Here is a 25,702-nt window from a genome sequence, read left to right on the forward strand (position 1 = left end):
TTTTAACAAGTACTGTTCAAATAAGACCTAATAGAAAATTTAAAAGACCATCTCCTTTGGAAGGTAAAAATACTAAAGGTATTAAATCAGCTAATTTTTCCAAGAGGAAGAAAAAAAGTGTTTTTTAAAAGTACTGAAGATACTATGAAAAGGGGATTCTTGGCTTAACTTAACGGCATTGCACCTGACCCCTTTTTTTTTGCTTTTTTTTTACCATAATAAGATTTCATTTAAATAGGAGTATCACAAAGAATAGAGATTCATGTGCTAAAGCTTTTTTTAGGCACTTTTTAAATGTTCATCAAAAAACTTATATAAACATTCTGCAGTAATAGCATGTTGTGTAATTACAGATATTATATTTTCTACTTTAAACTGTAATTTACATTTTCTTTTTTTCTTAAAAACTGTAGAATTTTTTTTATTTAATTCATCAGTTAATTTTCGCAAAAATGCAACAAAAAACTTTAATTCAAATTTACCTCTATACTGACACCCCAAGCTATTAGATTCTTTAAATTTCTCTATTTTTTTCTCTAAAATTTCCATATCAATTTTTGGAGCTTCTGGAAATAATGTATTTTGAATAACATTAATATCCTTTAAATCATCAAAATTACTAATTTCCTGCAAATTAGCTTTAACAATATCTATAAAATATCTTTTTACATTTTCATCAATTGAAAGAAATGTTTTTATATCTTGTTCAATTTTTATATCATACTGACAAGCAAGCCATGAATTAAAAACCAATAATTCTGCATGAAATTTATTTTGTAAGTTATTAAAAAGTTCTAAAGATAAATGAAAATCATCATCAGTTTTTTTCATGTCAAATTCATTAATCAAAATTTCTTCCAAAACTTGATGATTGGTATAAAAATTCTCTATACTATAACAAGGGGTGACATATATCTCATTGTTTGTCACATCATTAGAAAAATCTTTATCCATAAAAAATAATGTATGCGCATCTTTATAATGTTGTTCTACTAGTTTAACAACTTTTTTAACATTATCTTTTCCTCCACAATCAAAATCTTCATAATCTAGATTATATTTAATTTTAATTCTAGTGCCATAGTATCTCTTATCTTCTCCTCCTTCAAAAAAACAATATATCATATTAGCATTTTTAGAGTAAGCTACAGTAAATTCAGTATATGCAACATGAGCTGTTTTTCTGTTACTTCTTAATTCTGTTATTAAATCAATGCTCATCAATACTCTCACTTAAATATGTATTCATTCCTATTGCATATTTATCTAATTCATTATCAAAAATGAAAGGTGAATGTGTAACAGATAATAATAATTTGCATTTTTTAGATTTAACAATATCAGGTAACAATTTTTTTTGCCATGGCAAGGATAATGAAAGTTCTGGTTCATCAAATAATACTATTAAATTATTTTCTTCCTGCAAATAAATTTTTGAAAATATAGAAATAATTTGTTTCTCACCTGAAGATAATTTGTTTAAAGTTACTATTTCATCTAAAGCAGTTCTATATAAATCAATATTTACAGAACTTTCATCATATCTGAATTCTTTATCATTTAAATACTCATTACAAACATCTCGAAAAGTTTTAAGTGCATCATCAAGATGTTTATGTTGTTCATATATATCAATTAATTTAAATATAAAATAAACCAACTCCCTTTTTTCTTTTAATTCGTTTTTGTTTTGAAGTAGATGTAATATTTCATCTCTATCTTTTTTAGATATATTTTTCCCAACTCTATGCAAAATAATCTCAGCTGTTTTTACATCTAATCTATCAATTGCTTTATCATTAATTTTTGGAAACCCTTTCAGAAATTGTGATAATATTTCCCCAGTTACTTTTGAAAATCCATTAACCGTCAATTTGGTAATCTCGTTTTCTACCTTTATTACTCTGGAAATAACATCTTCCATGCCAAAATGAATTAAGGTATCATCCGCAGTTTTCATGTCATCATCGTCAAGTTCTTCAATATCATCAAAGTAAGTATCTGTGGCACCCAAACTATTTAAATCTTCTTCAACTCTCCTATATGTTGGTAAGTATAATATTGAAAAATTTAACATTTCTAAAGTATTCTCTAATTCTTTAATATTTTCAAATTTGGGTAAATTTATATGTCTATATATCTCACGTACCATAATATCAATAGGTGCAAATCTACGTATTTTGTCTTCTTTAACATATCGATTAATTATATTTCTTGCATTTATATTAAAATCATCATAATCAGAATATTGTTTTAATTCATCAAGATTGATATTTTTTAATTCTTCAATAACTTTTGGCGGTATTCTTAATTTTCTTCCTCTTTTGTTATATTCTAAATATTCTTCTATTTCATACTTGTAAATAGATATATTTTTATATCCTTTAAACTCTAGTTCTATTTTTTCAAAATCTATTTGAATTAATTTATGATACATCTTGTTTAATAAAAAATACAATGAATTTAATATTGTCGTTTTACCAAGTCCATTTTCACCAATCAAGATTTTTATGTCATATTCAAAATCAATATTAATATTTTTATAACCAAATAAGTTTGTAATTTTAAATCTATTAATCATTACTATTTCCTCGTATATACTATATTATTGAACTATTTATTAATAATATATTATATACATAAAAGTCTTAAATAAATGATATAAATCATGTTTTTTTATTAAGTATTTGTTAATCCTAAAAATAGCTTATGCTTTTAGACTAAATATATAAAGAATCTATTGAAATAAATTAAAACCATATAAAAATATTAACTTTAAAAGTGATATTCTAAGGAGCAGATAGAATTTTTATAGAAAGCTAAGTAGAGGACTATATCCTCTACTACAAAAATTATATGAAAGATTATAAAACAATCTTTCAATCTTTTTAGTGTAAGAAGTGTCGTTTATTACTGAAATACAACGCCATACCAAATTCATCTGCCGCTTCTATAATCTCATCATCCCTAATACTTCCACCAGGCTCAATCACACATTTCACACCAGCTTCTTGTGCTGAATCAATTGAATCTCTGAATGGGAAGAAAGCTTCAGATGCTAGAACTGAACCACTTACATCGATACCTAAATCTTCTGCTTTTCTTAAGGCTGCTTTTGCTGCGTCAACTCTTGAAGTCATACCCATACCAACTGCTACCATTGCTGAGTTTTTTACATAAACTACGCAGTTTGATTTTGTAAGACTTGCTACTTTGTAAGCTATTTCCATATCTTTTATTTCTTGAGCAGTCGCCGTTCTTTTTGATTTTAGTTCTGAGTTTTTTACCTCATCATCTTCAACTTTATCAGCATCTTGATAAACAAATCCACCATCAACTATTTTGAAGTTGAAAGCGTCGTTTGCCATTTCAAGTTTTTTAGTACCTTGTTTGAATAGTTTGATTCTTTTCTTTTTGTTTAATTCTTCTTCAGCTTCAGGTGTGAAGTCTGCTGCAAAAACTACTTCTAAGAAGATTTCATTCATTTTAACAGCTAAGTCTAAATCAACTACACCGTTTACTGCAACTACTCCACCAAATGCTGAGATTGGGTCACATCTTAGTGCTTCTGTATAAGATTCTAAAAGAGTATCTTTGATAGCAAAACCACATGGATTTCCGTGTTTTACTATACATACGGCATTGTCAGTTCCAAATGCTGATGCTATTTTTGCAGCTCCTGAGATATCTCCCATGTTGTTAAAACTTGCTTCACCTTTTAAAGTGATAAATTTATTTGATAGGTGTTTATCAAATTCATATAATGCACCTTTTTGGTGTGGGTTTTCCCCATATCTTGTATCAAATACTTTTTCACCTACGATGAATTGTTTTGCACCCATTCCATTGTTAAATCTTTTGTTCATGTAGTTTGCAATCATAGCATCATAAGCAGCTGTATGCTCATATGCTTTTATCATCATATCTCTTCTAAACTCTTGAGTATTTGTATTATTTTTTAGATTGTTTAATACTAAATCATAATCAACAACATCAGTTACAATAATAACGCTATCATGGTTTTTTGCAGCACTTCTAACCATCGCTGGACCACCGATATCAATGTTTTCGATAATCTCTTCAAAGTCATCAGTTTTTTCAATAGTTGCTTTAAATGGATACAGGTTTACACATACTAAATCAATACCTTCAACACCTAATTCTTTTGCTTGATCTAAGTGAGATTGTTTGTCTCGTCTATGTAAAATTCCACCATGAATATATGGGTTTAGAGTTTTAACTCTTCCCTCAAAACACTCTGGAAATTTTGTAACTTCGTTTGCTTCAATTACTGCTATTCCTGCATTTTGTAAAGCTTTATAAGTTCCACCTGTACTAATTATCTCATAGCCTAATTTTACTAACTCTTTCGCAAAATTCTCAACACCACTTTTGTCACTAACACTGATTAATGCTCTCAAATTAATTCCTCTGTCGTTTATAATTTTTCGTGATTATACAAAAAAAGTAATTAGGAGTTGCTTTGTATAAAACTGTATATTAAATATACATAGTTTCAATTATTGGATGTAGCTTTTTGGATATTATTTATTCTTATTTAATGATAGGATAACTATATGACTAGCATAGATTTATTATGGATTTTGCTTTGTGGCTTTTTAGTATTTATGATGCAACTTGGATTTGCACTTGTAGAAACAGGAACTGTAAGGACTAAAAATACTATTAATGTAGCTATGAAAAATCTTATTGATACTGTTTTTAGTATAATTTTCTTTTGGATTATTGGCTTTGGCATAATGTTTGGAACTGATAGTTTAGGTCTTATAGGTCAAGATAAATTCTTAATAGATGGACTTAATTTAGAAGAAAATGGAATTTTTTTCTTTCAAGCTATGTTTGCCGCTACTGCTATAACTATCATCTCAGGAGCAGTGGCGGAGAGAATCAAATTTACTAGTTATATTGTAGTTTCAATTACAGTATCTGCTATTATTTATCCTATATTTGGTCATTGGGCATGGAATGACAATGGTTGGTTACATGAACTTGGATTTATAGATTTTGCAGGTTCAACTGTTGTTCACTCCCTTGGTGCTTGGATTGGATTGGCTGGAACAATTATTTTAGGTCCAAGACTTGGTAAATTTAAAAAAAATGGCAAAATAAAATATTTTGCTCCTAGTAATCATAATTTTATTGTATTTGGTGTATTTATTTTATTTTTTGCTTGGTTTGGTTTCAATGCAGGAAGTCTTTTAAAATTTAATTTTTCTGTAACTTCAATTTTATTAAATACCCTTCTATCAGCTGTCTTTGGTGGATTTGGTGCTTGGACTATAACTTTATATAATAAAGAAAAAGTTGATGTTGAACTATTTAGTTTTGGAATTATTGCAGGATTAGTAGGAATTACAGCAGGTTGTTATGAATTAACTATAGCACAATCTGCATTTGTAGGTTTTATATCTGCTTATGTGATGCACTATAGCGATCAATTTTTAATAAAAAAACTTAAAGTAGATGATCCTCTAAGTGTTGTTAGTATCCATGGTTTTGTAGGAGCATGGGGAACAATTGCTGTTGGGCTATTGGGAAAACTTCCAGAAGGTTTTACTAGAGTACATTTTATTTATATACAAACACTAGGAGTATTGGTTGCTTTTGTTTTTGCATTTTCTTTAGGGCTTATTTTATTTTACTTTTTATATAGAATAAACTTATTAAGAGTTAGTAAAAAACATGAAGTTTTGGGATTAAATAGAAGTGAACATAATGCAAAACTTCCTTGGGTTGATACTATTGAAAGTATTGTAAATATAATGAAAACTGGAAATCTTCAGAAAAAGATCCATGAAGAAAGAGATACAGAAGTAGGAATAGTAGCTAAATTTTTCAACCATCTTTTAGTGATTTTAAGAGATAAAAATGCAAAACTCACTACCACAAATAATAACTTGCGAACAAAAGCATATAATGATGCATTAACAGGTATTCATAATAGAAGAGGTCTACAAGAGAGAATAAAAGATAAAATCCTAAATTTCAATTATTGTCTTGTAATAATTGATATAGACAAGTTTAAATTGGTAAATGATACCTATGGACATGATGTAGGAGATGAGATTTTAAAAGAATTAGCAAATACTGTTTCAAAAAAAATAAGACAAAATGACATTTTTGCAAGATGGGGTGGAGAAGAGTTTGTTTTATTACTAAAAACAAAAGATTTACAAGTTGCCGAAAATATTGCAGAGAAACTCAGAATTGATATATCAAAAACTGAATTTCCTACTGTAAAACATATAACTGCATCTTTTGGAATAAGCAGTTTCAAAAGTTCAGAACAAAGCTTCGATGAAGTATTCAAAAATGCAGATAAAGCTTTATATCAAGCAAAAGAAAATGGAAGAAATAGAGTATTTACCTTTTAAATTAAGCTTAAAAAATCTGATATCATATTAATCATATTTATGCTATACTAGTACTTACTAACAAAAATTTCACTACTTAAAAAACAACTATTTATTAGCTGTAATATTAAATATAAAACCTATTTACTAGCAATATTACCCTAGCAAAAGTTTTAAATTATAAAAAACAAAAGGGGAAAATGAATGAAGATAGAGATTATAACTGCTGTAAATGAAAACCTAAAAGAGAATGGCTTTGGTACTTTAGCTGTTTGTACAAATATATTAAATACTTTAAAAATCTCATATGACAATGCCAGAATGAATATCTGTAAAAGTGAGGAAGACTTAGAAAAAGTACTAAAAAGAAAACCTGACTTAATTATTTTAGCAGTTAAATATATTGAACTAAAAAACAAATCCAATATTTTATTGTGTGAATATTTTAAAAAACATAATATAAACTATACAGGATGTGAAAAAGATGTATTAAAATATGATTCAAATAAAGCCCTTGCAAAATCATTTTTAAGAAGAAAAGGTATAAATACAGCAGACTATTTTATAGCAAATCCAAAAGAATATAAAGAAAAAGAATTTCCAATAGAATTTCCAGTTTTTTTAAAGCCTGTAAATGCTTCAAATAGTTATGGAATAGATGAGTTTTCATTGGCTAATAATTTTAAAGAATATGAAAGTAAAATATTATCTTTATATACTCAATTTAAAGAACCAATTTTAGTTGAAAAATACCTCGATGGAAGAGAATTTACAGTTGCTATTATAAAAAAAGATGAAAATGAACTATTAGTAAGTGCAATTGAGATATTGGCTAGTAATTCAGAATCTAATCACAATATATTATCAGAAAGAGTTAAAAGAGAAAATAGTGAGAAGCTCTTAGTTATAGAAGATACTATACTTAGAAGTAAAATTGAGAAAATAGCCCAAGACTCTTTTATTCATTTGAATATAAGAGATTATGGAAGAATTGATATAAAAACTAATAAAGAAGGTGAATGTTTTTTTCTTGAAATCAATTTAATACCAGGAATGAATGAGAGAAGTGATTATTTTCCAAGAGCATTTAAACTAACTCAAGATATAAATTATGACAAAGTTTTAGAGATGATGGTTGATAGTGCAAAAAAAAGAGTTTCTTCAATAGAAACTAATTGTCTCAAATAAAATTACAAAGAAGTAGTAAGAATTGCTTTACTGGGGTCACTTAAAAATTCATAACCATGGTACATGGTATAAATACCAAATATAATTACTAAAATTGCAGCTATACTAATAAAAAGATTTCTTAAGGCAATTTGTTTAAAAATCCCTACAAAAAAACCTAATGAAAACATTGCAGGAATTGTACTTAATCCAAAAATCAACATAACAAAAGCACCCCATAGAGCACTTCCTGTACTAGCAGCTGTTATTGCAAATACATAAACAAAACCACAAGGTAAGAGTCCATTTAACATGCCCAATAAATAGAAACTAATAAAGCTATTAGAACCTAAAAGTTTACGAAAAGTTTGTTGATAGATTTTTGATTTTGAAACTGAGTGCTCTATACTAGTAAGAAATTTCAATTTGCCACTTAATGATAATCCAACTAAAATCATCAAAAAACCAGTAATTAAAAGTAATATGCCATTTGTGGTGTGATTAAAAGTTACAACACTTCCAAAATATCCAAAAATAAAACCCAATATTGTATAAGTAAAAACTCTTCCAAGGGCATATAAGATATGAGATAAAGATTGTTTTACTTTACTCCAAGAGTTATCTATCTTTGTACTTGAATAAGCTACAACTATTCCCCCACACATTCCAACACAATGTCCAAAAGAACCCAAAAAGGCAATTGCTATTATAGTTATTATGCTTATATTTTCCATTGAGTTCCTAATTGTATTAGATTAGCAGTTTTATAAAAAAGGCCAAAAAGCCTTTTTCATTATAAGTCTTGTTCGATTACTTTTTTAAATTTATTAAAGTAAATATCTTTTGCATTTTCTAAAGAGATTGTCACATCATTGATTGAGATTATATCTCCTCCAACTGTTCCAATTTTTGTACAAGAGATACCTTTAGAAGTTGCAAGGTTAATAAATGCTTCGATATTCTCTTCTTTTACTTCTACAACTGCTCTACTCAAAGATTCACAAAAGATATCTTTTGAATCATTTAATTCAACAGATACATTTACACCTTTGTTTCCAACAACTGCCATTTTAGCAATTGCAATTGCTAATCCACCAACATTTACATCTTTAGCACTTGCTAAAAGAGATGATGTATTTGCATCAATAACTGTGTCCCAAAGTGCTAACTCTTTTTCAAAATCAACTTCTGGATGAACACCAGCTACTTTGTCATACATTTTTTTCATATATAAAGAAGCCCCAAATTCACCTTTTGTATCCCCGAAAAGGAAAAGTGTGTTTCCATCTTCTTGTAATCTTGAAGGTAAAACTCTGTTTGCATCTTCATTTACACCAACCATTGCAATTGAAGGTGTTGGGAAAACCCCTACTCCATTTGTTTCATTGTATAAAGATACATTTCCACCAATAACTGGAGTTACAAGTGCTTTACAAGCTGATTTGATACCTTCACAAGCCATTTTAAACTGCCACATAACTTCTGGGTTTTGAGGGTTTCCAAAGTTTAGACAATCTGTGATTGCTTTTGGTCTTGCTCCACTCATTGCTACATTTCTTCCTGATTCCATAACAGCAGCTGCAGCTCCTAGTTCTGGATTGATATAACAAAGTCTTGTATTACAATCAGCACTCATAGCAAGTGCTTTTCCTGTCTCTTTGATTCTAATTGATGAACCATCTAAAGTTCCAGGTCCTTCGATTGTATTTGTTTGTACCATAGAATCATATTGAGAATAAACCCATGATTTATCAACTACTTCCATATCACTAAACATAGCGTCAAAAGCTTCTTGGTTTGAGATGTTTTTGTCTAATGTTATATTTTTTATATCTTTTAGATATTCAGGTTCTTTAACTGGTCTATCTAATATTGGAGCTTCTTCTGATACTGGTTGAACAGGAACTTCTGCACACTTCTCTCCATGCCAAAATAATTCCATATTTCCAGTACCAGTTACTTCACCAATAACAGCAACATCTAATTCCCATTTTTCAAAGATATCAATAATTGCTTGCTCGCAACCTTTTTTAGCACAAATAAGCATTCTCTCTTGTGATTCACTTAACATGAAATCATAAGGAGTCATTCCTTCTTCTCTTGCAGGTACTTTATCTAAATGCATAATCATACCTGAACCACTTCTTCCCGCCATCTCAAAAGAGGATGAAGTAAGTCCCGCAGCACCCATATCTTGAATACCGATGATTAAATCAGTTTTAAACAGCTCTAAACAAGCTTCTAAAAGTAGTTTTTCAGTAAAAGGATCTCCAACTTGTACAGTTGGTCTTTTTGATTCTGAGTCTTCTGTAAATGAAGCTGATGACATAACTGCTCCACCAAGACCATCTCTCCCAGTTTTAGAACCCACATACATAACTGGATTTCCTAAACCTTCTGCTTTACCGTAAAAGATTTCGTCAGCTTTTGCTAAACCTAAAGTAAAGGCATTTACAAGGTTATTTCCAGCATAACACTCTTCAAAAGTAGTCTCTCCACCAATAGTTGGAACTCCCATACAGTTACCATATCCACCAATACCAGCAACTACACCTCGAAGTAAAAATCTATGTTTAGCAGCAGTTTCAGAATCTCCCTCAATAGAAGCAAATCTAATAGAGTTCATATTTGCAATTGGTCTTGCACCCATTGTAAATACATCTCTTAAAATACCACCAACACCTGTAGCAGCACCTTGATAAGGTTCAATAAAACTTGGATGATTGTGTGATTCCATTTTAAATACAGCAGCATAACCATCACCAATATCAATAACCCCAGCATTTTCACCTGGACCTTGAATAACCCATGGCGCTTTTGTTGGGAAACCATTTAAGTATTTTTTGCTAGATTTATATGAACAGTGTTCACTCCACATAGCAGAAAAAATACCAATTTCTACATGATTTGGTTCTCTTTTTAGGATATTTCTTATGTTTTCTAACTCTTCAAGTGTTAAAGAGTGGGCAAGAGCCATCTCTTCAGTTGTCATCTCTTTTTGCATTATTAACCTTAAGTTGTTTTATTAATGCGTGATTATAACTAAAGAAGATTTAATAAAAGTTTTAACCCTCTGAAAGGATTGAAATTTTTCCATTTTCAAGTTGAATATAAAGCTCTTTTACTCCATCAAAAAGATATGAATTTGTTTTATAGTGCTCATCCATAACTATTTTAAACATTTTTTTATTGAAAGAGTTTGGATATGGCATTATATTTATATTTGAGAAATCAATTGTTTTTTCTTCTTTTCTTGAGAAAATATACTCTTTTTGTTTTTTAAATGCATCAAAATCTTGTCCATTTGCTCTTTTAAAATCTTTTGAATAATAAGCTAAATATTTATCTACATCAGAAACTCTCCAAGCATCAGTCCAAGAGAAAATAAAAGCCAATACTTCGCTCATCTCTTTTTTAGTTGTTGGTTCAATATCTTTTTCTGAAATCAATAAAACAGATTCATCATAATTTATGCTTTTATCTAAAATAACTAAACTTTCATTATCTAGTGCAATACAACCTTTTGTATAGTCTGATCTAGTCTCTTCAAAAGGCATACCATGAATCCAAATTCCATGACCTTCTTTATTTAAAGATTTATCAAAAGTATTTGGATAGTTTGTTACTAAGGCTAAAGGACCGTAAAATTGATCAAGTTTAGTTAATTTTCTAGTCAATCTATAAGCTCCAATAGGAGTTTTTAAATCTCCTTCAAGAAATTTATCACCATCTTTTTCTCCACTAATCATTGTTTGCGTAAGAAGTTTTAAAAACTTTTTATCTTCTCTTTTAAAAAGTTCAAACTTTTTTGATAGTTTATCAGCTACTAAAACATATTTTTTTGATTCATAATATCCATATCTAACATCAACATTTTCTAAATACTTATTCCAGTACTCTTCACTTTTAAGTTGTCTATCTAACTCTTTTTGTACTTCTTCTATTCCCATTGTTCTATATATTGTTACAAAATCAGCTAAAAGATATGTATTAAATAACACTAAAACTAAAAACGCAATTTTCTTCAAAAACTTCTCCAAAATTATATTTAAGGTTGCAATTGTATAATAATACTCTTGATTTTATAATAAAAAGAGAAACGATTTGAAGTATTTAATATGCATTTTATTAATAGTGAGCTCACTATTTAGTTTAGAAGTAAAAAAACTGTCTTGGCCCAAAGGTGATACCTTTCTAACATTTTTACAAGAAAACAATATTGATAACAAACTTTATTTTAACTTAGAAAGAGAAGACAAAGAGTTATGTTCAGAGATTAGAGCAGGTGCCACTTATTATGAAACAAAAAATGAAAAAGGTGAACTAATTCAAGCCTTAATAGAAGTATCAGAAGAGATACAACTACAAGTTTACAAAGATGGTGATTCTTATAAATTTTCTACTCTTCCAATCATTTTTGATGAAGCTGTTGAAACCGTAACTATTCCTATTACATCATCACCCTATCAAGACATATTAAATATGACTTCAAATAGTGAATTAGCAAATGAGTTTATTCGAGCATATAGTGGAAGTGTAAACTTTAAATATATGAGAAAAAATGACACCATTACAATAAAATATAGACAGAGAATCAGACTAGGTCAATATCATGGAACACCAGATATTATTTCAGCAGTTGTAAAAATAAGAAATAAAGAATATTTTATATTTAAAAATGAAGATGATGGGAAATATTATAATGAAGCTGGTAAAAGTTTAACAAGTTACTTTTTTAAAATACCTCTAACTTATACTCGTATTTCAAGTGCTTTTACATTGAAAAGATGGCATCCCGTATTAAAAAGATACAGAGCCCACTTAGGAATTGATTATGCAGCCCCAAGAGGAAGAGCTATTCATTCAGCTGCTGATGGAAGAATTGTATTTAGAGGTAGAAAAGGTGGATATGGGAATGTTATTGAGATAGTTCACAAAAATGGATATAAAACTCTTTATGCGCACCAAAGTAGATTTAAGCCTGGACTTAGAGTAGGAAGTAGAGTTAAACAAGGACAAACAATAGGATATGTTGGTACAACGGGTGTTAGTACAGGCCCACACTTACACTTTGGTTTGTATAAAAATGGAAGAGCAATAAATCCAGCTAAAATAGTAAGAGTAACAAAAACAAAACTAAATGGAAATGCAAAGAAAAAATTCCTAAAATATACAAAAGCCTTATCAAAAGAACTTGAAGAAAAAAGTAAAAATCCAACGCAAGAAGTTTTAGATTTAAAAGAAATACCAAATAAAAGCTTACTGAAAGTGTAAATTTGAAAGTAAATGGAAAGTTTATAGAAAAAAATCCAACAGAACTTCTAAAAAAGTTAGATAAGCTACATCCAAGTGATATAGCTTATTCTTTAAAAAAAATAATAAAAAATGATCCAGATGATTTTGTCTTTATTCTAAAAAATTTACCTGAGGACATACTTGGTGATGTAATTTTAGAACTTCCTGAAAAACTAAGAGAATATGCTTATAAAGAGCTAACTATTGAAAAACTTACAGATGCTGTTGATGAATTGGAATCTGATGATCAAACAGACATTTTACAAGAAATAGAAGAACTTAATATTGATAAAGCTAAAGAGATTTTTGATGGTCTTGAAGTTGATGACCAAGAAGAAATTAATTGGTTAAAAAGATATGAAGCAGGAGAAGCTGGTGCATATATGCAAACAGAGCTTTTCAGCGCAAACTTAAATGAAACAATCAGTAGCTCAATAGAAAAACTTAGAATTGCAAAAGAAGAAAAAGAACTTGAAAATATCCACCAAGTTTATATAGTAGATGATAATAAAATTTTAGTAGCTTCTATTTTGTTAGAAGATTTAATTATTTTTGATTATAAAAAAACTTACAAAGAAATAATTGAAGAACATGGTGCTAAAAGATTCAAACCCTATAAAGTAAATGACGATGAACTTATAAAAGATGTTGCAAAGCAATTTGAAAAGTATGACCTTAGCGTTGTAGCTGTAGTTGGTTACCAAAATATGCTAATAGGAAGAATTACATCAGATGATATTTTAGATGTTATTGAAGATAGTGCAACGGAGCAAATGTATCAATTAGCTGGGGTTCATGATGACTTTGAACATGATAGTTTTATATTTACAGCTAAAAAAAGAGCTATGTGGCTTTTTATAAATCTAGGGACTGCTATATTAGCTTCTATGGTTATTGGTTTTTTTGATCAAACTATTCAGGCATTTGTTGCTTTAGCTGTACTTATGCCAATAGTAGCTTCAATGGGTGGAAACGCAGGAACACAAACCTTAGCTGTAATGGTTAGAAGAATGGCATTAGGTGAAATAGATTTTGAGAACTCAAAAGATGCTATTATAAAAGAGGTTTTAGTATCGCTACTCAATGGTTTCCTATTTGCTTTAGTTGTTGGTATAATTACTTATTTTTGGTTTAATACACTTCTTTTAGGTTTAGTAATAGCACTTTCTATGATAATAAACCTATTTAGTGCAGGTTTTTTTGGAGCAACTATACCACTTTTTCTAAAAAAATATAATATTGATCCAGCAGTTGGAAGTACAGTTTTACTTACAACAGTAACTGATATTGTCGGCTTTTTTAGTTTTTTAATGCTAGCAAAATTGATTTTACTCTAATTTTTAATTGTGATATAATTAATCTTTAAAGGGTATCCATGAAAAAAGTTTCTTCAGCATTTTATATAGCTTGTATTTATTTTATTCTTAGTTTTTTTTGGATTTTATTTTCTGATAAAGCTATTTTATTACTTACTCAAGAGAATCAAATATTAACTTACATCCAAACAATAAAAGGTTGGATTTTTATATCAATTACTTCAATTTATTTATATTTTATTATTTCAAAAGAGTTTAAAAAAGAACAAGACTTAAAAGAGTATTTTAAAAAAAGCCTTGATAACTTAGCTTCACCAATTATAGTTTTTAATGAAGAGGGTAAAGTTTTAACTATAAATAAAACTTTTGAAAAACTAACTGGCTATAAATATAAAGAAGTAGATACCATAGATAAATGGACAAAGCTTGCCTATGAGAATAATGCTTCAAATGTAAAAGAGATAATAAATTCACTTTACACAATCAACGAAATATTTGATAATGGGATATTTAATATTAAGACAAAATCAGGAAAAGTATTAATTTGGCATTTTTATTCTGCACCTTTTGGTATAAGAAAAGGTAAAAGAACAATTATATCAAATGCAGTGGATATTACAGATATAAAGAACAAAGAAAAAATAATGAAGCAACAATCTAAAATGGCAGCAATGGGAGAAGTTTTAGAAAATATTGCACATCAATGGAGACAACCATTATCAAATATATCTGCAATTTCTACTGGTATTGGCTTAAAAAATGAATTAAAAACACTAGAAGAAAAAGAGATTCATGATTCAATGAATCAAATTAATGATTCTGTTCAATATTTATCAAAAACTATAGATGATTTTAGAAGCTTTTTTAAACCCTCAAAAGAAAAAACAAACTTTACAATTGAAGAGACATTTGAAAAATCTTTAATGATTATTGGAAGTAAATTTAAAAATGAGAATATTGAATTTATAAATGAAATAGATAATATAGATATAATAAATGATAAAAATGCCCTAATACAAGTATTAATAAATCTTTTTAATAATTCAAAAGATGCTTTTATTGAGAATAATTTAAGTAATAGGCTAATATTTATCAAAACAAACATAAAAGATAATAAACTTATTATTGAAATAAAAGATAATGCAGGTGGAGTTAATGAAAGCATTATTAATAAAATATTTGAACCATATTTTACAACCAAAGACAAATCTCTTGGTACAGGAATTGGATTATATATGAGTGAAGAAATTGTTGTAAAGCACATGCAAGGAGAAATAAATGTTGAGAATATAGAATTTGAGTACAATGAAGAAAAACAAAAAGGTGCAAAATTTTCGATAATTTTACCCCTGAAAAATTAAAGAATTTCTAAATCTAACTCCAAATAATCTTTTCCAAAATTAACTTTATAACTTAATTCATCATCACTATTTTTTATCAACTTTGTAAATTCTTTACTATTTGCAAAATAATTTGTTCTAAAAGAAAGTTTATCATTTTCAACTTTTAAATATAAAAAAACCTCTCCATTTGCACTTAAATTTGTTGATTTACAATACATATAACATTTTAATTGATTATTTTCAAATTTTGAGCTGTCTTCAATCATCTCAAATGGATAAACATATCCATTTGAGTCAAAATATGAAAATCTGATTTTTTTGATTTTCTCTAAATTAAGCACGAAAGATTATTTATGCAAAGATTGAGCTACTATTGATAAAAACTCATCTTTTGTTTTTTTCTCTTTTTTAAATAACCCTCTAAGCGCTGAAGTGACAGTCGTAGAACAAATTTTTTCTACTCCTCTCATCTCCATGCACATATGTCTTGCATCTATCATAACAGCAACACCTTTTGGATTTAAGGCTTCATGAAGAGCATCACAAATTTGCTCAGTCATTTGTTCTTGAATTTGTAATCTTCTAGCAAATACATCAACAACTCTTGGAATCTTTGAAAGTCCTACAACTTTTCCATTTGGGATATATGCCACATGTGCTTTTCCAATAATTGGCAACATATGATGTTCGCACATAGAATAAAATTCTATATCTTTTATAACAACCATTTCATCATTTGAACTTGTAAAAAGTGCTGAATTTATTATCTCTTTTGGATCTTGATTATATCCGCTACACATAAAATCAAAGGCTTTTCTCACACGACTTGGAGTTTTTTCTAAGCCTTCTCTAGTTACATCTTCCCCTACATATTCAAGTACACTTTTTATTGCATCTTCAAATTTTTTTTCATCTTTCATATATTCCCTTTAAATATTTAACATCTCACTCATATTCCATATGGGAGTAAAAATTGCAAGCATAATCCATAATATCAGCGATGAAATAAGTATAAGAAAGATTGGTTCAATAAGAGAAGTTAAAGACTTAATCTTTTTATCAAACTTTTTTTCATACAAAACTTGTAATCTCTCTACACATATATCCAAAGAATTACTAACTTCACCACTTCTTATTAAACTAATAACCAACTCATCAAATAATTCTGTTGAATTAAATGAGTATGAAATTGATTTGCCATTTTTAAGATGTTCATTAATAGACGATATTCTAGCCAAAAGGTATTTATTTTTTATTAAAATTCATGCATCTTCCATACTTAAATGAAATTCATATTTTGATTGTAATAAAATATTTAGTGCCACAAAAAAATTATATAGTTCATATGTTTTATTTAAACTTCCTATTACGGGGAGATATTTTATAAAAAATTCATCATTAAAGTAAGAAAATCTATCAGATATATTAATAAAATATTTTATTGCAAAATAAATGAAAATAAAAAAAAGCAAAAGATATAAAGAGTATTTTAAAAAGAAATTTTTTAGGTTAAGTAATAAAATAGTAGAAATAGGAAGTTGCATGTTATATTGTAAAAATATATTTTCAAATTTTGGTACTACAAAAATAAAAATCAAACTAAGGGCTAAGATAAAAGTTATCATGACGATTAGAGGGTATCTCAAAGAATTTTTCAGCTCTTTTTTATTCTTTAGTCTTATTTTTAAAAGTGTAGACAAAGCCACAATGACAGCTTTTATATTTCCATTTTTTTCAAATATCATGAAAAAAGGAATTATAATTGGATTCAAATCTTTTTCATATTTTTCCAAAGCTTTATAAATAGGTCTTCCATTTTGCAAAGCAGATTCCATAGAGACTAATATATCTGATAAATAATCATTTTTTATACTTTTTTGTAAGATTCTTATAGCATCTATTAATAAAATATTAGAATCTAACATAATACTTAGTTGGATAAATAATTCAATAATCTGCTCTTCATTTGCTTTATTTACTATTTTGATATTTTTAAATTGAAGCTTTTTTATCTTTTTTATTTTTACAATATTCTCAGGAAGTTTTTCTTTTTTTAAATCATCACTTATTATAACTTTAGATTTGATTTTTTGGTTTTCTTGATAGTGTATTTTATACTTATTCAAAATAATACTTTGTTTACTTCATCTTTAGTTGTTAGATTCTTTTCAATTTTCTCTTTTGCATCGTCAAAAAGAGATTTAAAGCCAATACTTTTTACATAGTGCATAATTTTATTTTTATCAAAATCATTTGCCACAATCGAAGATATATTTTCATCAAACTCTAAAAACTCAAATAATGATAACCTACCCTCAAACCTAGTATAATTGCACTTACTACAACCATCTTCACAAAAAAGGCAAAGTTTAAGCACTAATCTTTGAGCAATAACAGCTCTTAAAGTAGAAGCTACTAAATATGGTTTTGCATTTAAATCAAAAAGCCTAGAAAGTGTTGAAATAGAATCGTTAGTATGCAAGGTACTAAAAACCAAATGACCAGTAAGAGAAGCTTGAATAGCTATACTCAAAGATTCTTCATCTCTTATTTCACCTATCATAATTATGTCAGGATCTTGCCTTAATATATTTTTTAAAACATCATTGAAACTTAGTCCTATGGCATTATTAATTGCAACTTGTTGTATTCCTTTTATCTGGTATTCTACTGGATCTTCTATTGTAATGATTTTTTTAGAATTATCATTTAACTCATTTAATATAGAGTACAAAGTAGTAGTCTTTCCACTTCCAGTGGGACCCGTAACTAGAATTAAGCCATTTGATTTCATGATTGTTCTTTTAACTTTTTCCAATATGAAATTATCAAACCCAATATTATTTAATTCCTTTTTATTAGTTCCATTATCTAAAATTCTTAATACAATTGATTCGCCTGTAATAGTTGGCATGGTTGATACCCTAAAATCAATTTTATCTTTATTTAAAACTTGTTTTTCAAATCTTGCATTTTGTGGTTTTCTTTTTTCTGTGATATCCATATTTGATATAAGTTTAATATATGAACTAAGAATCAAATAAAAACTGAGATCAAAACTAAAAAAAGTTTTTAAAATACCATCTATTCTAAGTCTTATTATTAAGCACTCACTTAAAGTTTCAATATGTATATCACTACACTTTTTTTCAAGAGAATATCTTAATACAAAATCAAAAAAGACATGAATAGATTTTTCTTGATTTTCTTGTATTGAATTTTTATAATTTATAAAAATGTCATATTTTTCTTCAAAATCATCCAAACAAAATAAAATTTCATTTTTACTAGATTTAATCTCTTTTATTACTAAATTAGTATCAAATAACTCTAAATCTGAACTCTCATCACAAACTATTACTGTAATAAAATATTCATCTTTTTTTATTGGTAAAACTAAATTATTTCTTAAACTTTTAACATCATAGTTTTTAATAAGTTCATAGTCACATCTATAATTATCTAGTATATTCATTTTGATATATCCATACTTTTGTTTTGTGATTATTTTTTTCTATCACAATAAAATCACTTTTTATAGAAATTATTTTTTCTCCATTTACTTTTTCTCCTATTTTGTACCACTTATTATTTACTAAAACAGTGCTATTAATAATTGCATCAATTTTTATATCTTCTTTTATATCGTTAATAATAAATGTTTCTTTACTATTTATTGTATTTTTTTGATATAAAACTATATTCTTAATCTCTTGTGGTATTGATTTTTTATAAAATATATCCTTATTATTTAACTCTATTTCTATGTATAAGTTTATTTTATTGTTACCTAGAGTTTTAAAGCTTAATTTATTAATAGTTATTTTAGAACTATATTTTTCAATAAAATCAATAACAGCTATACTCTTTAAAAAATCATCTTCAATTTGTAAAAAAACTTTTTTAGGTGTAATTTTTATATTCTTAACATCTAGTTTTTTATGTTTTATTTCTTCTTCTAAATCATAAATAAAATCAAATAATCTTAATTTTTTTTCTTTTTTAATAATATTTACTTTTTTTATATTTTGATATTCATTTATTTGACTAAATGAGTAAAAAAGATAGATAAAAGAAATAGTAAGAAATAAAGGAAGAAAATAGAATAAAGTTCTATATTTGCTATTAAAAAACAAATGATGCATTAATCTCATAGCCCTCCTTTGTTTTAAAAAATGAATTTATTTTTTTATTTTTATAAGGTTGAATAAAAGTATAAAAGTCCTCTCTATTTTTAGCAAAAAGAGTTATTGTTAAACTTTTTTTATTAAAATCAAACTTTGATATTTTTATATTATGTTCTTCCAATGTGGAAAATAAACTATTCATTTTAAAATATAAACTTTTACTTTTTGGAATTATTTTGTTTTGTTTTGTTTTATTATTCTGGATTAATTGAAGTTCTTTTTTATTAGATTCTTTTTCATAATAAGTAAAACATAGAAAAGATAAACATAAAAAAAGTAGTGAGAATAGATATAAGTAATAAAACTTTAATTCATTGTTATTATGAATATAAGATAAATCTGATGTAATTATTTTTTTATTTTTATAAGCTTGTAACTCGTTATTCTCAATATTTATTACTTCATCATAATCAAATAAAAATCTTTTTTTGATATACACTTGGATATCTTGATTTTGAAGTTCATTTTCTATTTTCTGAAAGTAATAAAAATAGGAATTCTCAAACAATAATAAATAATCTTGATAATAAACGAGAACTCTTTTATTACAAAGTTTTTTAGTTTTGATATACTTAATAATTAATTCAATTATAAATACTGCATTATTCTTATTTTCATAAAAACAGACAAAATACTCATTTGAGTATTTTAAGTAAGTGTAAAAGATTTTGTGATTTTTTTTAAAAGTAGTTTTTTCTTTCAAATTATGAAAAATAAACTTTTCAAGGTTTTTATTTAAAATTTCTTCTGAAACTTTAATTATATTTGAATAAGTAAAATCAAGACTTATAATATTTTGTATCATTTGAGTATTCCATAATAAATTATATTATTATGAAACTTAAAAATAACAAAACTGTTTCATATTAGTTATCACACAATAACTAATATGAAATTTTTAATCAATCTATATCGTATCCCAGCTCTTTTAAGCCTTCTCTGTTTTTAGTCCAGCCTTTTTTAATAGAAACAAATAGTTCTAGGAAACATTTTTTACCGGTAAGTTTTTCTATTTTTTCTCTGGCATCTTTCCCTATTCTCTTTATTGCAGTTGCACCTTTACCAATAATCATACCTTTTTGAGTAGATTTTTGTACAATTATTGTAGCTTTTATTACATCAACATTCTTTTTCTCTTCAACTTTGTTTATTAAAACATCTGTTTCATAAGGTATCTCATCAGAAATATTTTCGAAAATTGACTCTCGTATAAACTCTTTAAAAATATCTCTTAAGTGTTCAGTTGTCAAAATCTCTGGATCAAACAAATAAGGGTGTTCAGGAAGATATTTTACAACTACATCTAAAATATCTGCATGAGTTGTTGCTTTTTTTATTGATACTGGTATGATTGATTCATATTTATCAGAAAATTTTTCATACTCTTTCATTTTTGCTAAAACTTCTTCATTTGAGACAAAATCTATTTTTGTAAGAAGTAAGATATGTTTTGTATTTTTTTTGTTTTTTTCTAAAAAAGCCTCATAATGAGAAACTTGATCAGTAACTGGTGCTAAAAATAAAATCAAATCGCAATCACCCATTGCTTTTAGTGCTTCATCAAGCATAAATTGATTTAATAGTTTTTCTGTTTCATGAATTCCTGGAGTATCTACAAATATAACTTGGTCATCTTCATGCATAACTATTATATTTGATCTTTTTCTTGTAGCATTTGCTTTATGAGAAACCATCGCAATCTTTTCACCAACTAACCAATTTAGTAGTGAACTCTTCCCTGCATTTGGTCTTCCTACTACTGATACATATCCGCATTTTGTCATTTTATCCCTTTGTAATCAATACGAAGTTTTCCTTCGTAAAATCTAATTTTTTCGCATTATACAATAATTTTATCTTTTTCTGAAACTAAGCGCCTCAAAAATATGTTCTTTTTTTATATTTACACTATTTTCCAAATCAGCAATCGTCCTTGATACTTTTAAAACTTTGTTAATACTTCTAAAAAATAGTAAATAGTTTGTCATTGATAAATTTATATATATAAAGACTGTTCAGAGTTTTGTGTCATTGCACTGTAGTATTAAGGTTCAATAGTCGTATATTAATAACTTTTAAGTACTTATTTTATATTAAGTCTAAAATTACAAATGTGTACCCGTACATAAATTTATGCACGGGCTTAATAGACAGTTATAAATTATACTTATTAGAGTTGTTTTCCAATACCTTTTGTTAAATTTAACATAAACGCTAATCCCCTTCTTGTATCTTCGTCTTTCATTAGTTTTAATAAACCAAATAAGGAAGGTACTTCATTTTTAGCATTTTCTCTTTTTGCATGACGTACAGCATTTTCAGTTATAAAACCTGCGGTTGCCATATTATCAATTGATGTTACCATCTTTTCAACCATTGGAGTTGTTGTCATTTCAATTTGATCAGATACTACTGCTAATAAATCAATTAAATTATTCAATCTACCAGTTTGAACTAACATAGTCATTTGTTCTTCGATTTTTTGCATCTCTGCACTTTTTATTACTTTTACTTCTTCACTCATAACTTTCTCCTATAACATACCTCGAGCAGCTGCCCAATATAAACCTTTATTAAAACCTAATCTTACGAAACTCCCTAATTTACTACAAGGTGTGGGTTTAACATCTTCTTCATAGTCATACCATAAAGGCATACCACAAGAAAGTCCCATTTGTGCAACAGCAATTACTTTACCATCATAAGACTCTGTAGGGTACCCAAACCTAATTTCAGCAGCAATATTATCGGCAACTACATCAGTTTGATTGTGAATTGTCCCTCCTGCTTTTGAAACAGATAAATCAACTGTATCGCCTAAAGTATAAACATTGTCTAAACCTATTACTTTTAAGCTCTCTTTATCTGTAGGAAGCCAACCTTCATTATCTTTTGCTTTTGATAAGCCAGAATCCCTTATAACTTTTGCTGCAATAAAAGGTGGAGTTGACATTAAAATATCAAATTCTATCTCTTCCCCTTCTTCAGAATATGCTATTTTCTTCTTTGGATCCACTTTATTTAAGGTAAATGATGTTTTATGTTTTACATTAATACCATCAAAAATCATTGGTAATACATTTGATGTCGGAACTTGTAAAAATAATCCATCTACTACAGATTGTGCCTTTTTTGGATATGTATATACAATTTCAACATCATCTCTAACACCTCTTTCTGTTAAATAATCATGTAACATCATTGTTGTTTCAATAGGTGCAATTCCACATTGATGTGGAATATTTTCAGTTTTAGGAAAACTAACTGTAACTAACACTCTACCTTTTTTAAGTTTCTCAAACTTTTTAGCAATTTTTTTAGCACCTTCGTAAGTATAAAACCAATCTCCCCCCTCTTCAAGACCAGGAATTCTATCAGGTGCTACTTCACAACCTGTTGCAAGTACTAAATAATCATATACATATTTTTTACCACTTTGAGCAACAACACAATTATTTTTTGTTTGAATATCAACTGCTGCATCCACATGAAAATTAATCTCAGGCATAAGAAGACTTTTTTGTTCTCTTATAAATTCATTTCCAGCTGATTTATGAAAAGCAACATACATAGCTCCTGGTCTATAAACATGCTTTGATGAATTTGAAATCATTGTAATTTCTATTTCATCTCTGTCAATCTCAGGCATTAATTTTTTTGCTAAATTATTTGCGGTCATTGTTCCAGCAGTACCGCCACCAACAATAAGAATCTTTTTCATTTTTCACTCCTTACAACGTATGTAAAATATTGTAACAAAGCAAAACAAGGCAAATATAAGGTTTATATAAGATTTATATAAGGTTTTAAAATATGTTATGAAAGATTTATTCTATATCCTAAACCTTTTAAGTTCTCAAAGAGTTCACTGTATAACTTTTTACGTAAGCCCACTATTACCATACGTATTGCATCAGGGGTTGCTTGTTCTTCCCAAATACTTTGTTCTATTAATTCTAAGGAGATAAACCCTTGTTTATTTTTTAAAAACAATTCCAATAAAAGCAACTCTTTTTTAGTAAGTTTTATTAACTTTGATTCTTTAAAAAGCATCTTTTTTAAATGGTCATATATAAAACCTCTACCTAAATTTACAGTTTCAATAATTTCATTACTATTTGGCATATGAGAAGATATTGCAAAAAGTAATTCATCTATATCAATAGGTTTTTTTAAATAAAATTGAACTCCTGAATCAACTGCACGATTTAAATATGGAACAGCATTAAAAGCAGTCATTGTTATTCTCATGGTTTGAGGCGATATTGAAGCAAGTTTTTTCAAAAAAGTTAATCCATCAATCTGAGGCATTTGTATATCCGTCAATACAATATCTGTTTTATTTATATTAAATTTTTCCAAAGCTTCTAAAGCATCACAAGCAACATATACTTCTTTAAAATAAATACTAAGAACTCTTTTTAACCACTTTAAAGTACTTTCATCATCTTCAACTATTAATATTGTATGAGATTGTAAACGAGAATATATTTTTTCCATTTTACTCTTTCCCTTTTGGTAAAAATAGAGTAAATTTTGTGCCTTTATTTTGATTTTTTACACTTAATCTACCCTTCATATGATGTTCAATTATAACTTTCGACATATATAACCCAATTCCACTACCTTTTTCTCTTGTACTAAAATATGGGTCAAATATTTTTTCAAAATATTTTTTATCAATTCCTCCACCATTATCTAAAATAGTTACTTTATTTTCAATATTTGTAGAACTTATATCAATATGTACATATCCATTTGTCACTTCTTTCTCTATGATTGCCATCATTGAATTATGAACCATATTCATAATAACTTGTCTAAATTCATTTGGGAAGCCTAAAACATCTAAAGTAGTATTCTTACTTACTACTATTTTTATATCAATGTTATTTAATTTTAGTTGAACATTAATAAGTCTTATTGCATCTTTAATATTTTTTAGCAAATTAAAAGTCTCTTTTTGTTTTGATATTCTAAAAAATTCTGAAAAGTCATCTATTGTTTGGGACATATAATTAACTTTTTCCATGATTTCTAATTCTATCTCAAAAAGAAGCTCTTTATTTATCTCTTGTGCATTAGAAATATGTCTTAGTCCTTGAACTATAATGCCTAAGCCATTTAGAGGCTGTCTCCATTGATGAGCAATAGAATCAATCATCTCTCCCATAGCTGCAAGTCTTGATTGGTGGCACATAACTTCATATTGTTCTGTTCTTTTTGCAACTTCTAATTCGACTTGTCTTTTTAACTCTTCTTGGTATTTTATGTCATCCGTAATATCAGAAGTTATCATTACAATTGTATTTGTTATTTTTACATAACTAAGTGACATACTAGCATTTATATGTTCCCCAGATTTTGAAACGCATACTTTTCTAAAGTTTACAACACTTCCTTCTTTTATAGCTTTTTCTACTGCTGTTTCAGATGCTTTTTTATACTCTTCTGAGGATAATGATATGCATGATTCTTTATATAGTTCTTCCATTGTATAACCCATCATTTTTTGAAAGAAATTATTTGCATATAAAAACATACCATTTTTATTTAATATTGAAATTCCATTTGCAGCTAAATCAAAAACAGCTTGTAATTCCTCTTTTTTAGAAACTAAATCATGCATACTTTTTTTAAGTTCATTTTCCACATTGGAGTATTTAGTAATATCAAAAAAGTATAAACCTCCTAATTCACTATTAGGAATTTTTTGAAAACTAACTTCAAAACTAATTCCTTCCCAATAAATATTTATACTTTCTTCTTCTTGGTTTATTAAAGGTTTTAATAAATTATAGTTATTCTTAGAAAAGAGTTTATTCAATTTTTTATTTTTTACAGAGATATTAAATAATTCAAGCTGTTTACCACAACTTTCTACGATTTTTTCATTATTATCAATAAGTAAAATTATAGTTTTTGGTATTTCATTTAAATTTGCTAATTTCGAATCTCTAAATATCATGTAAACTCCATGGATATATTATAAAAATCACTATATCATAGATTGATAAGAT

General features: G+C 27.2%; 23 protein-coding genes and 1 pseudogene. 5 read left to right on the top strand and 19 right to left on the bottom strand.

Annotated elements, in window-relative coordinates; translation table 11 throughout:
- Positions 1–279 precede the first annotated feature (279 nt).
- The 3 genes from CRU95_RS13990 to purH all read right to left on the bottom strand — a co-directional run bounded on the left by CRU95_RS13990 (position 280) and on the right by purH (position 4,421).
- A complete protein-coding gene (locus tag CRU95_RS13990; protein WP_129101740.1) occupies positions 280–1,221 on the bottom strand; it encodes a DUF4435 domain-containing protein in 942 nt (313 codons plus the stop codon).
- Positions 1,211–2,581, bottom strand: coding sequence for an AAA family ATPase (locus CRU95_RS13995; RefSeq protein WP_129101741.1), 1,371 nt, complete (start codon positions 2,579–2,581; stop codon positions 1,211–1,213). Before CRU95_RS13995 ends, CRU95_RS13990 begins: the two co-directional genes overlap by 11 nt.
- 307 nt (positions 2,582–2,888) lie before the next feature.
- The gene (gene purH, locus CRU95_RS14000; RefSeq protein WP_129101742.1) at positions 2,889–4,421 is read right to left on the bottom strand and encodes a bifunctional phosphoribosylaminoimidazolecarboxamide formyltransferase/IMP cyclohydrolase; all 1,533 of its coding nucleotides are present in this window, start codon (positions 4,419–4,421) and stop codon (positions 2,889–2,891) included.
- A 156-nt stretch (positions 4,422–4,577) separates the two neighbouring features.
- On the opposite strand from purH, the gene amt reads away from it, so the two are divergent.
- Together amt and CRU95_RS14010 are read left to right on the top strand one after the other, a co-directional pair.
- Positions 4,578–6,395 (top strand): ammonium transporter, encoded by a 1,818-nt coding sequence (gene amt / locus CRU95_RS14005; RefSeq protein ID WP_129101743.1) that lies wholly within the window; start codon positions 4,578–4,580, stop codon positions 6,393–6,395.
- Between the two features lie 183 nt (positions 6,396–6,578).
- Complete coding sequence (locus CRU95_RS14010) at positions 6,579–7,562, top strand: D-alanine--D-alanine ligase (RefSeq protein WP_129101744.1); 984 nt, start codon at positions 6,579–6,581, stop codon at positions 7,560–7,562.
- Between the two features lie 2 nt (positions 7,563–7,564).
- Here the strand turns inward: CRU95_RS14010 and CRU95_RS14015 are convergent, their stop codons facing one another.
- The 3 genes from CRU95_RS14015 to CRU95_RS14025 all read right to left on the bottom strand — a co-directional run bounded on the left by CRU95_RS14015 (position 7,565) and on the right by CRU95_RS14025 (position 11,569).
- A complete protein-coding gene (locus CRU95_RS14015; protein WP_129101745.1) occupies positions 7,565–8,275 on the bottom strand; it encodes a sulfite exporter TauE/SafE family protein in 711 nt (236 codons plus the stop codon).
- 59 nt (positions 8,276–8,334) lie between these two features.
- Entirely contained in the window at positions 8,335–10,545 is a 2,211-nt protein-coding gene (purL, locus tag CRU95_RS14020) for a phosphoribosylformylglycinamidine synthase subunit PurL (RefSeq protein ID WP_129101746.1), read from the bottom strand.
- 61 nt (positions 10,546–10,606) lie between these two features.
- Complete coding sequence (locus CRU95_RS14025) at positions 10,607–11,569, bottom strand: murein L,D-transpeptidase family protein (RefSeq protein ID WP_129101747.1); 963 nt, start codon at positions 11,567–11,569, stop codon at positions 10,607–10,609.
- 106 nt (positions 11,570–11,675) lie between these two features.
- Between CRU95_RS14025 and CRU95_RS14030 the strand changes: the two genes are divergently transcribed.
- From CRU95_RS14030 to CRU95_RS14040, 3 genes are read left to right on the top strand one after another with little or no spacing between them, the layout of a single operon-like run.
- Positions 11,676–12,815: a peptidoglycan DD-metalloendopeptidase family protein gene (locus tag CRU95_RS14030; protein WP_164969799.1), complete on the top strand. Its 1,140-nt coding sequence runs from the start codon at positions 11,676–11,678 to the stop codon at positions 12,813–12,815.
- A gap of 2 nt (positions 12,816–12,817) precedes the next feature.
- Positions 12,818–14,173, top strand: a complete 1,356-nt coding sequence (mgtE, locus tag CRU95_RS14035) for a magnesium transporter (protein ID WP_129101749.1) — start codon at positions 12,818–12,820, stop codon at positions 14,171–14,173.
- Positions 14,174–14,211: 38 nt separating this feature from the next.
- Positions 14,212–15,513 (top strand): PAS domain-containing sensor histidine kinase, encoded by a 1,302-nt coding sequence (locus CRU95_RS14040; RefSeq protein ID WP_129101750.1) that lies wholly within the window; start codon positions 14,212–14,214, stop codon positions 15,511–15,513.
- Here CRU95_RS14040 and CRU95_RS14045 read toward each other — a convergent pair.
- From CRU95_RS14045 to CRU95_RS14105, 13 genes and pseudogenes are all read right to left on the bottom strand, one after another.
- On the bottom strand, positions 15,510–15,836 hold the full coding sequence (locus tag CRU95_RS14045) for a hypothetical protein (RefSeq protein ID WP_129101751.1): 327 nt from the start codon (positions 15,834–15,836) through the stop codon (positions 15,510–15,512). The genes CRU95_RS14040 and CRU95_RS14045 overlap by 4 nt on opposite strands.
- Before the next feature lie 6 nt (positions 15,837–15,842).
- Positions 15,843–16,415: a GTP cyclohydrolase I FolE gene (gene folE, locus CRU95_RS14050; protein WP_129101752.1), complete on the bottom strand. Its 573-nt coding sequence runs from the start codon at positions 16,413–16,415 to the stop codon at positions 15,843–15,845.
- Positions 16,416–16,424: 9 nt separating this feature from the next.
- Positions 16,425–16,733 (bottom strand): type II secretion system F family protein, encoded by a 309-nt coding sequence (locus CRU95_RS14055; protein WP_164969800.1) that lies wholly within the window; start codon positions 16,731–16,733, stop codon positions 16,425–16,427.
- A gap of 24 nt (positions 16,734–16,757) precedes the next feature.
- A complete protein-coding gene (locus CRU95_RS14060; RefSeq protein ID WP_129101754.1) occupies positions 16,758–17,621 on the bottom strand; it encodes a type II secretion system F family protein in 864 nt (287 codons plus the stop codon).
- A complete protein-coding gene (locus tag CRU95_RS14065) occupies positions 17,618–18,970 on the bottom strand; it encodes a GspE/PulE family protein (RefSeq protein ID WP_129101755.1) in 1,353 nt (450 codons plus the stop codon). The genes CRU95_RS14060 and CRU95_RS14065 overlap by 4 nt, the downstream gene beginning before the upstream one ends.
- Positions 18,954–19,649, bottom strand: a complete 696-nt coding sequence (locus tag CRU95_RS14070; RefSeq protein ID WP_129101756.1) for a hypothetical protein — start codon at positions 19,647–19,649, stop codon at positions 18,954–18,956. The genes CRU95_RS14065 and CRU95_RS14070 overlap by 17 nt, the downstream gene beginning before the upstream one ends.
- Complete coding sequence (locus CRU95_RS14075; RefSeq protein WP_129101757.1) at positions 19,621–20,487, bottom strand: hypothetical protein; 867 nt, start codon at positions 20,485–20,487, stop codon at positions 19,621–19,623. Before CRU95_RS14075 ends, CRU95_RS14070 begins: the two co-directional genes overlap by 29 nt.
- 97 nt (positions 20,488–20,584) lie before the next feature.
- Positions 20,585–21,466, bottom strand: coding sequence for a GTPase Era (gene era / locus CRU95_RS14080; RefSeq protein WP_129101758.1), 882 nt, complete (start codon positions 21,464–21,466; stop codon positions 20,585–20,587).
- A gap of 69 nt (positions 21,467–21,535) precedes the next feature.
- A pseudogene (locus tag CRU95_RS14085) lies at positions 21,536–21,661 on the bottom strand (hypothetical protein); the annotation flags it as partial.
- A 191-nt stretch (positions 21,662–21,852) separates the two neighbouring features.
- On the bottom strand, positions 21,853–22,206 hold the full coding sequence (locus CRU95_RS14090; RefSeq protein WP_129101760.1) for a DUF1641 domain-containing protein: 354 nt from the start codon (positions 22,204–22,206) through the stop codon (positions 21,853–21,855).
- 9 nt (positions 22,207–22,215) lie between these two features.
- Entirely contained in the window at positions 22,216–23,403 is a 1,188-nt protein-coding gene (locus tag CRU95_RS14095) for an NAD(P)/FAD-dependent oxidoreductase (protein WP_129101761.1), read from the bottom strand.
- Positions 23,404–23,498: 95 nt separating this feature from the next.
- On the bottom strand, positions 23,499–24,182 hold the full coding sequence (locus CRU95_RS14100; protein ID WP_129101762.1) for a response regulator: 684 nt from the start codon (positions 24,180–24,182) through the stop codon (positions 23,499–23,501).
- A gap of 1 nt (position 24,183) precedes the next feature.
- Positions 24,184–25,650: a PAS domain-containing sensor histidine kinase gene (locus CRU95_RS14105; RefSeq protein WP_129101763.1), complete on the bottom strand. Its 1,467-nt coding sequence runs from the start codon at positions 25,648–25,650 to the stop codon at positions 24,184–24,186.
- Between the last annotated feature and the right edge of the window lie 52 nt (positions 25,651–25,702).

Source organism: Arcobacter sp. F2176 (assembly GCF_004116465.1).
Taxonomy (GTDB): Bacteria; Campylobacterota; Campylobacteria; order Campylobacterales; family Arcobacteraceae; genus Arcobacter; species Arcobacter siniprincipis.

Coding starts and splice junctions, on each gene's coding strand:
- CRU95_RS14065 (WP_129101755.1), bottom strand. CDS start 18,970: ATGAATATACTAGATAATTATAGATGTGACTATGAACTTATTAAAAAC.
- amt (WP_129101743.1), top strand. CDS start 4,578: ATGACTAGCATAGATTTATTATGGATTTTGCTTTGTGGCTTTTTAGTA.
- CRU95_RS14070 (WP_129101756.1), bottom strand. CDS start 19,649: ATGAGATTAATGCATCATTTGTTTTTTAATAGCAAATATAGAACTTTA.
- CRU95_RS14040 (WP_129101750.1), top strand. CDS start 14,212: ATGAAAAAAGTTTCTTCAGCATTTTATATAGCTTGTATTTATTTTATT.
- era (WP_129101758.1), bottom strand. CDS start 21,466: ATGACAAAATGCGGATATGTATCAGTAGTAGGAAGACCAAATGCAGGG.
- CRU95_RS14105 (WP_129101763.1), bottom strand. CDS start 25,650: ATGATATTTAGAGATTCGAAATTAGCAAATTTAAATGAAATACCAAAA.
- purL (WP_129101746.1), bottom strand. CDS start 10,545: ATGCAAAAAGAGATGACAACTGAAGAGATGGCTCTTGCCCACTCTTTA.
- CRU95_RS13990 (WP_129101740.1), bottom strand. CDS start 1,221: ATGAGCATTGATTTAATAACAGAATTAAGAAGTAACAGAAAAACAGCT.
- CRU95_RS14090 (WP_129101760.1), bottom strand. CDS start 22,206: ATGAGTGAAGAAGTAAAAGTAATAAAAAGTGCAGAGATGCAAAAAATC.
- CRU95_RS14075 (WP_129101757.1), bottom strand. CDS start 20,487: ATGATACAAAATATTATAAGTCTTGATTTTACTTATTCAAATATAATT.
- CRU95_RS14100 (WP_129101762.1), bottom strand. CDS start 24,182: ATGGAAAAAATATATTCTCGTTTACAATCTCATACAATATTAATAGTT.
- CRU95_RS14015 (WP_129101745.1), bottom strand. CDS start 8,275: ATGGAAAATATAAGCATAATAACTATAATAGCAATTGCCTTTTTGGGT.
- CRU95_RS13995 (WP_129101741.1), bottom strand. CDS start 2,581: ATGATTAATAGATTTAAAATTACAAACTTATTTGGTTATAAAAATATT.
- folE (WP_129101752.1), bottom strand. CDS start 16,415: ATGAAAGATGAAAAAAAATTTGAAGATGCAATAAAAAGTGTACTTGAA.
- CRU95_RS14095 (WP_129101761.1), bottom strand. CDS start 23,403: ATGAAAAAGATTCTTATTGTTGGTGGCGGTACTGCTGGAACAATGACC.
- CRU95_RS14010 (WP_129101744.1), top strand. CDS start 6,579: ATGAAGATAGAGATTATAACTGCTGTAAATGAAAACCTAAAAGAGAAT.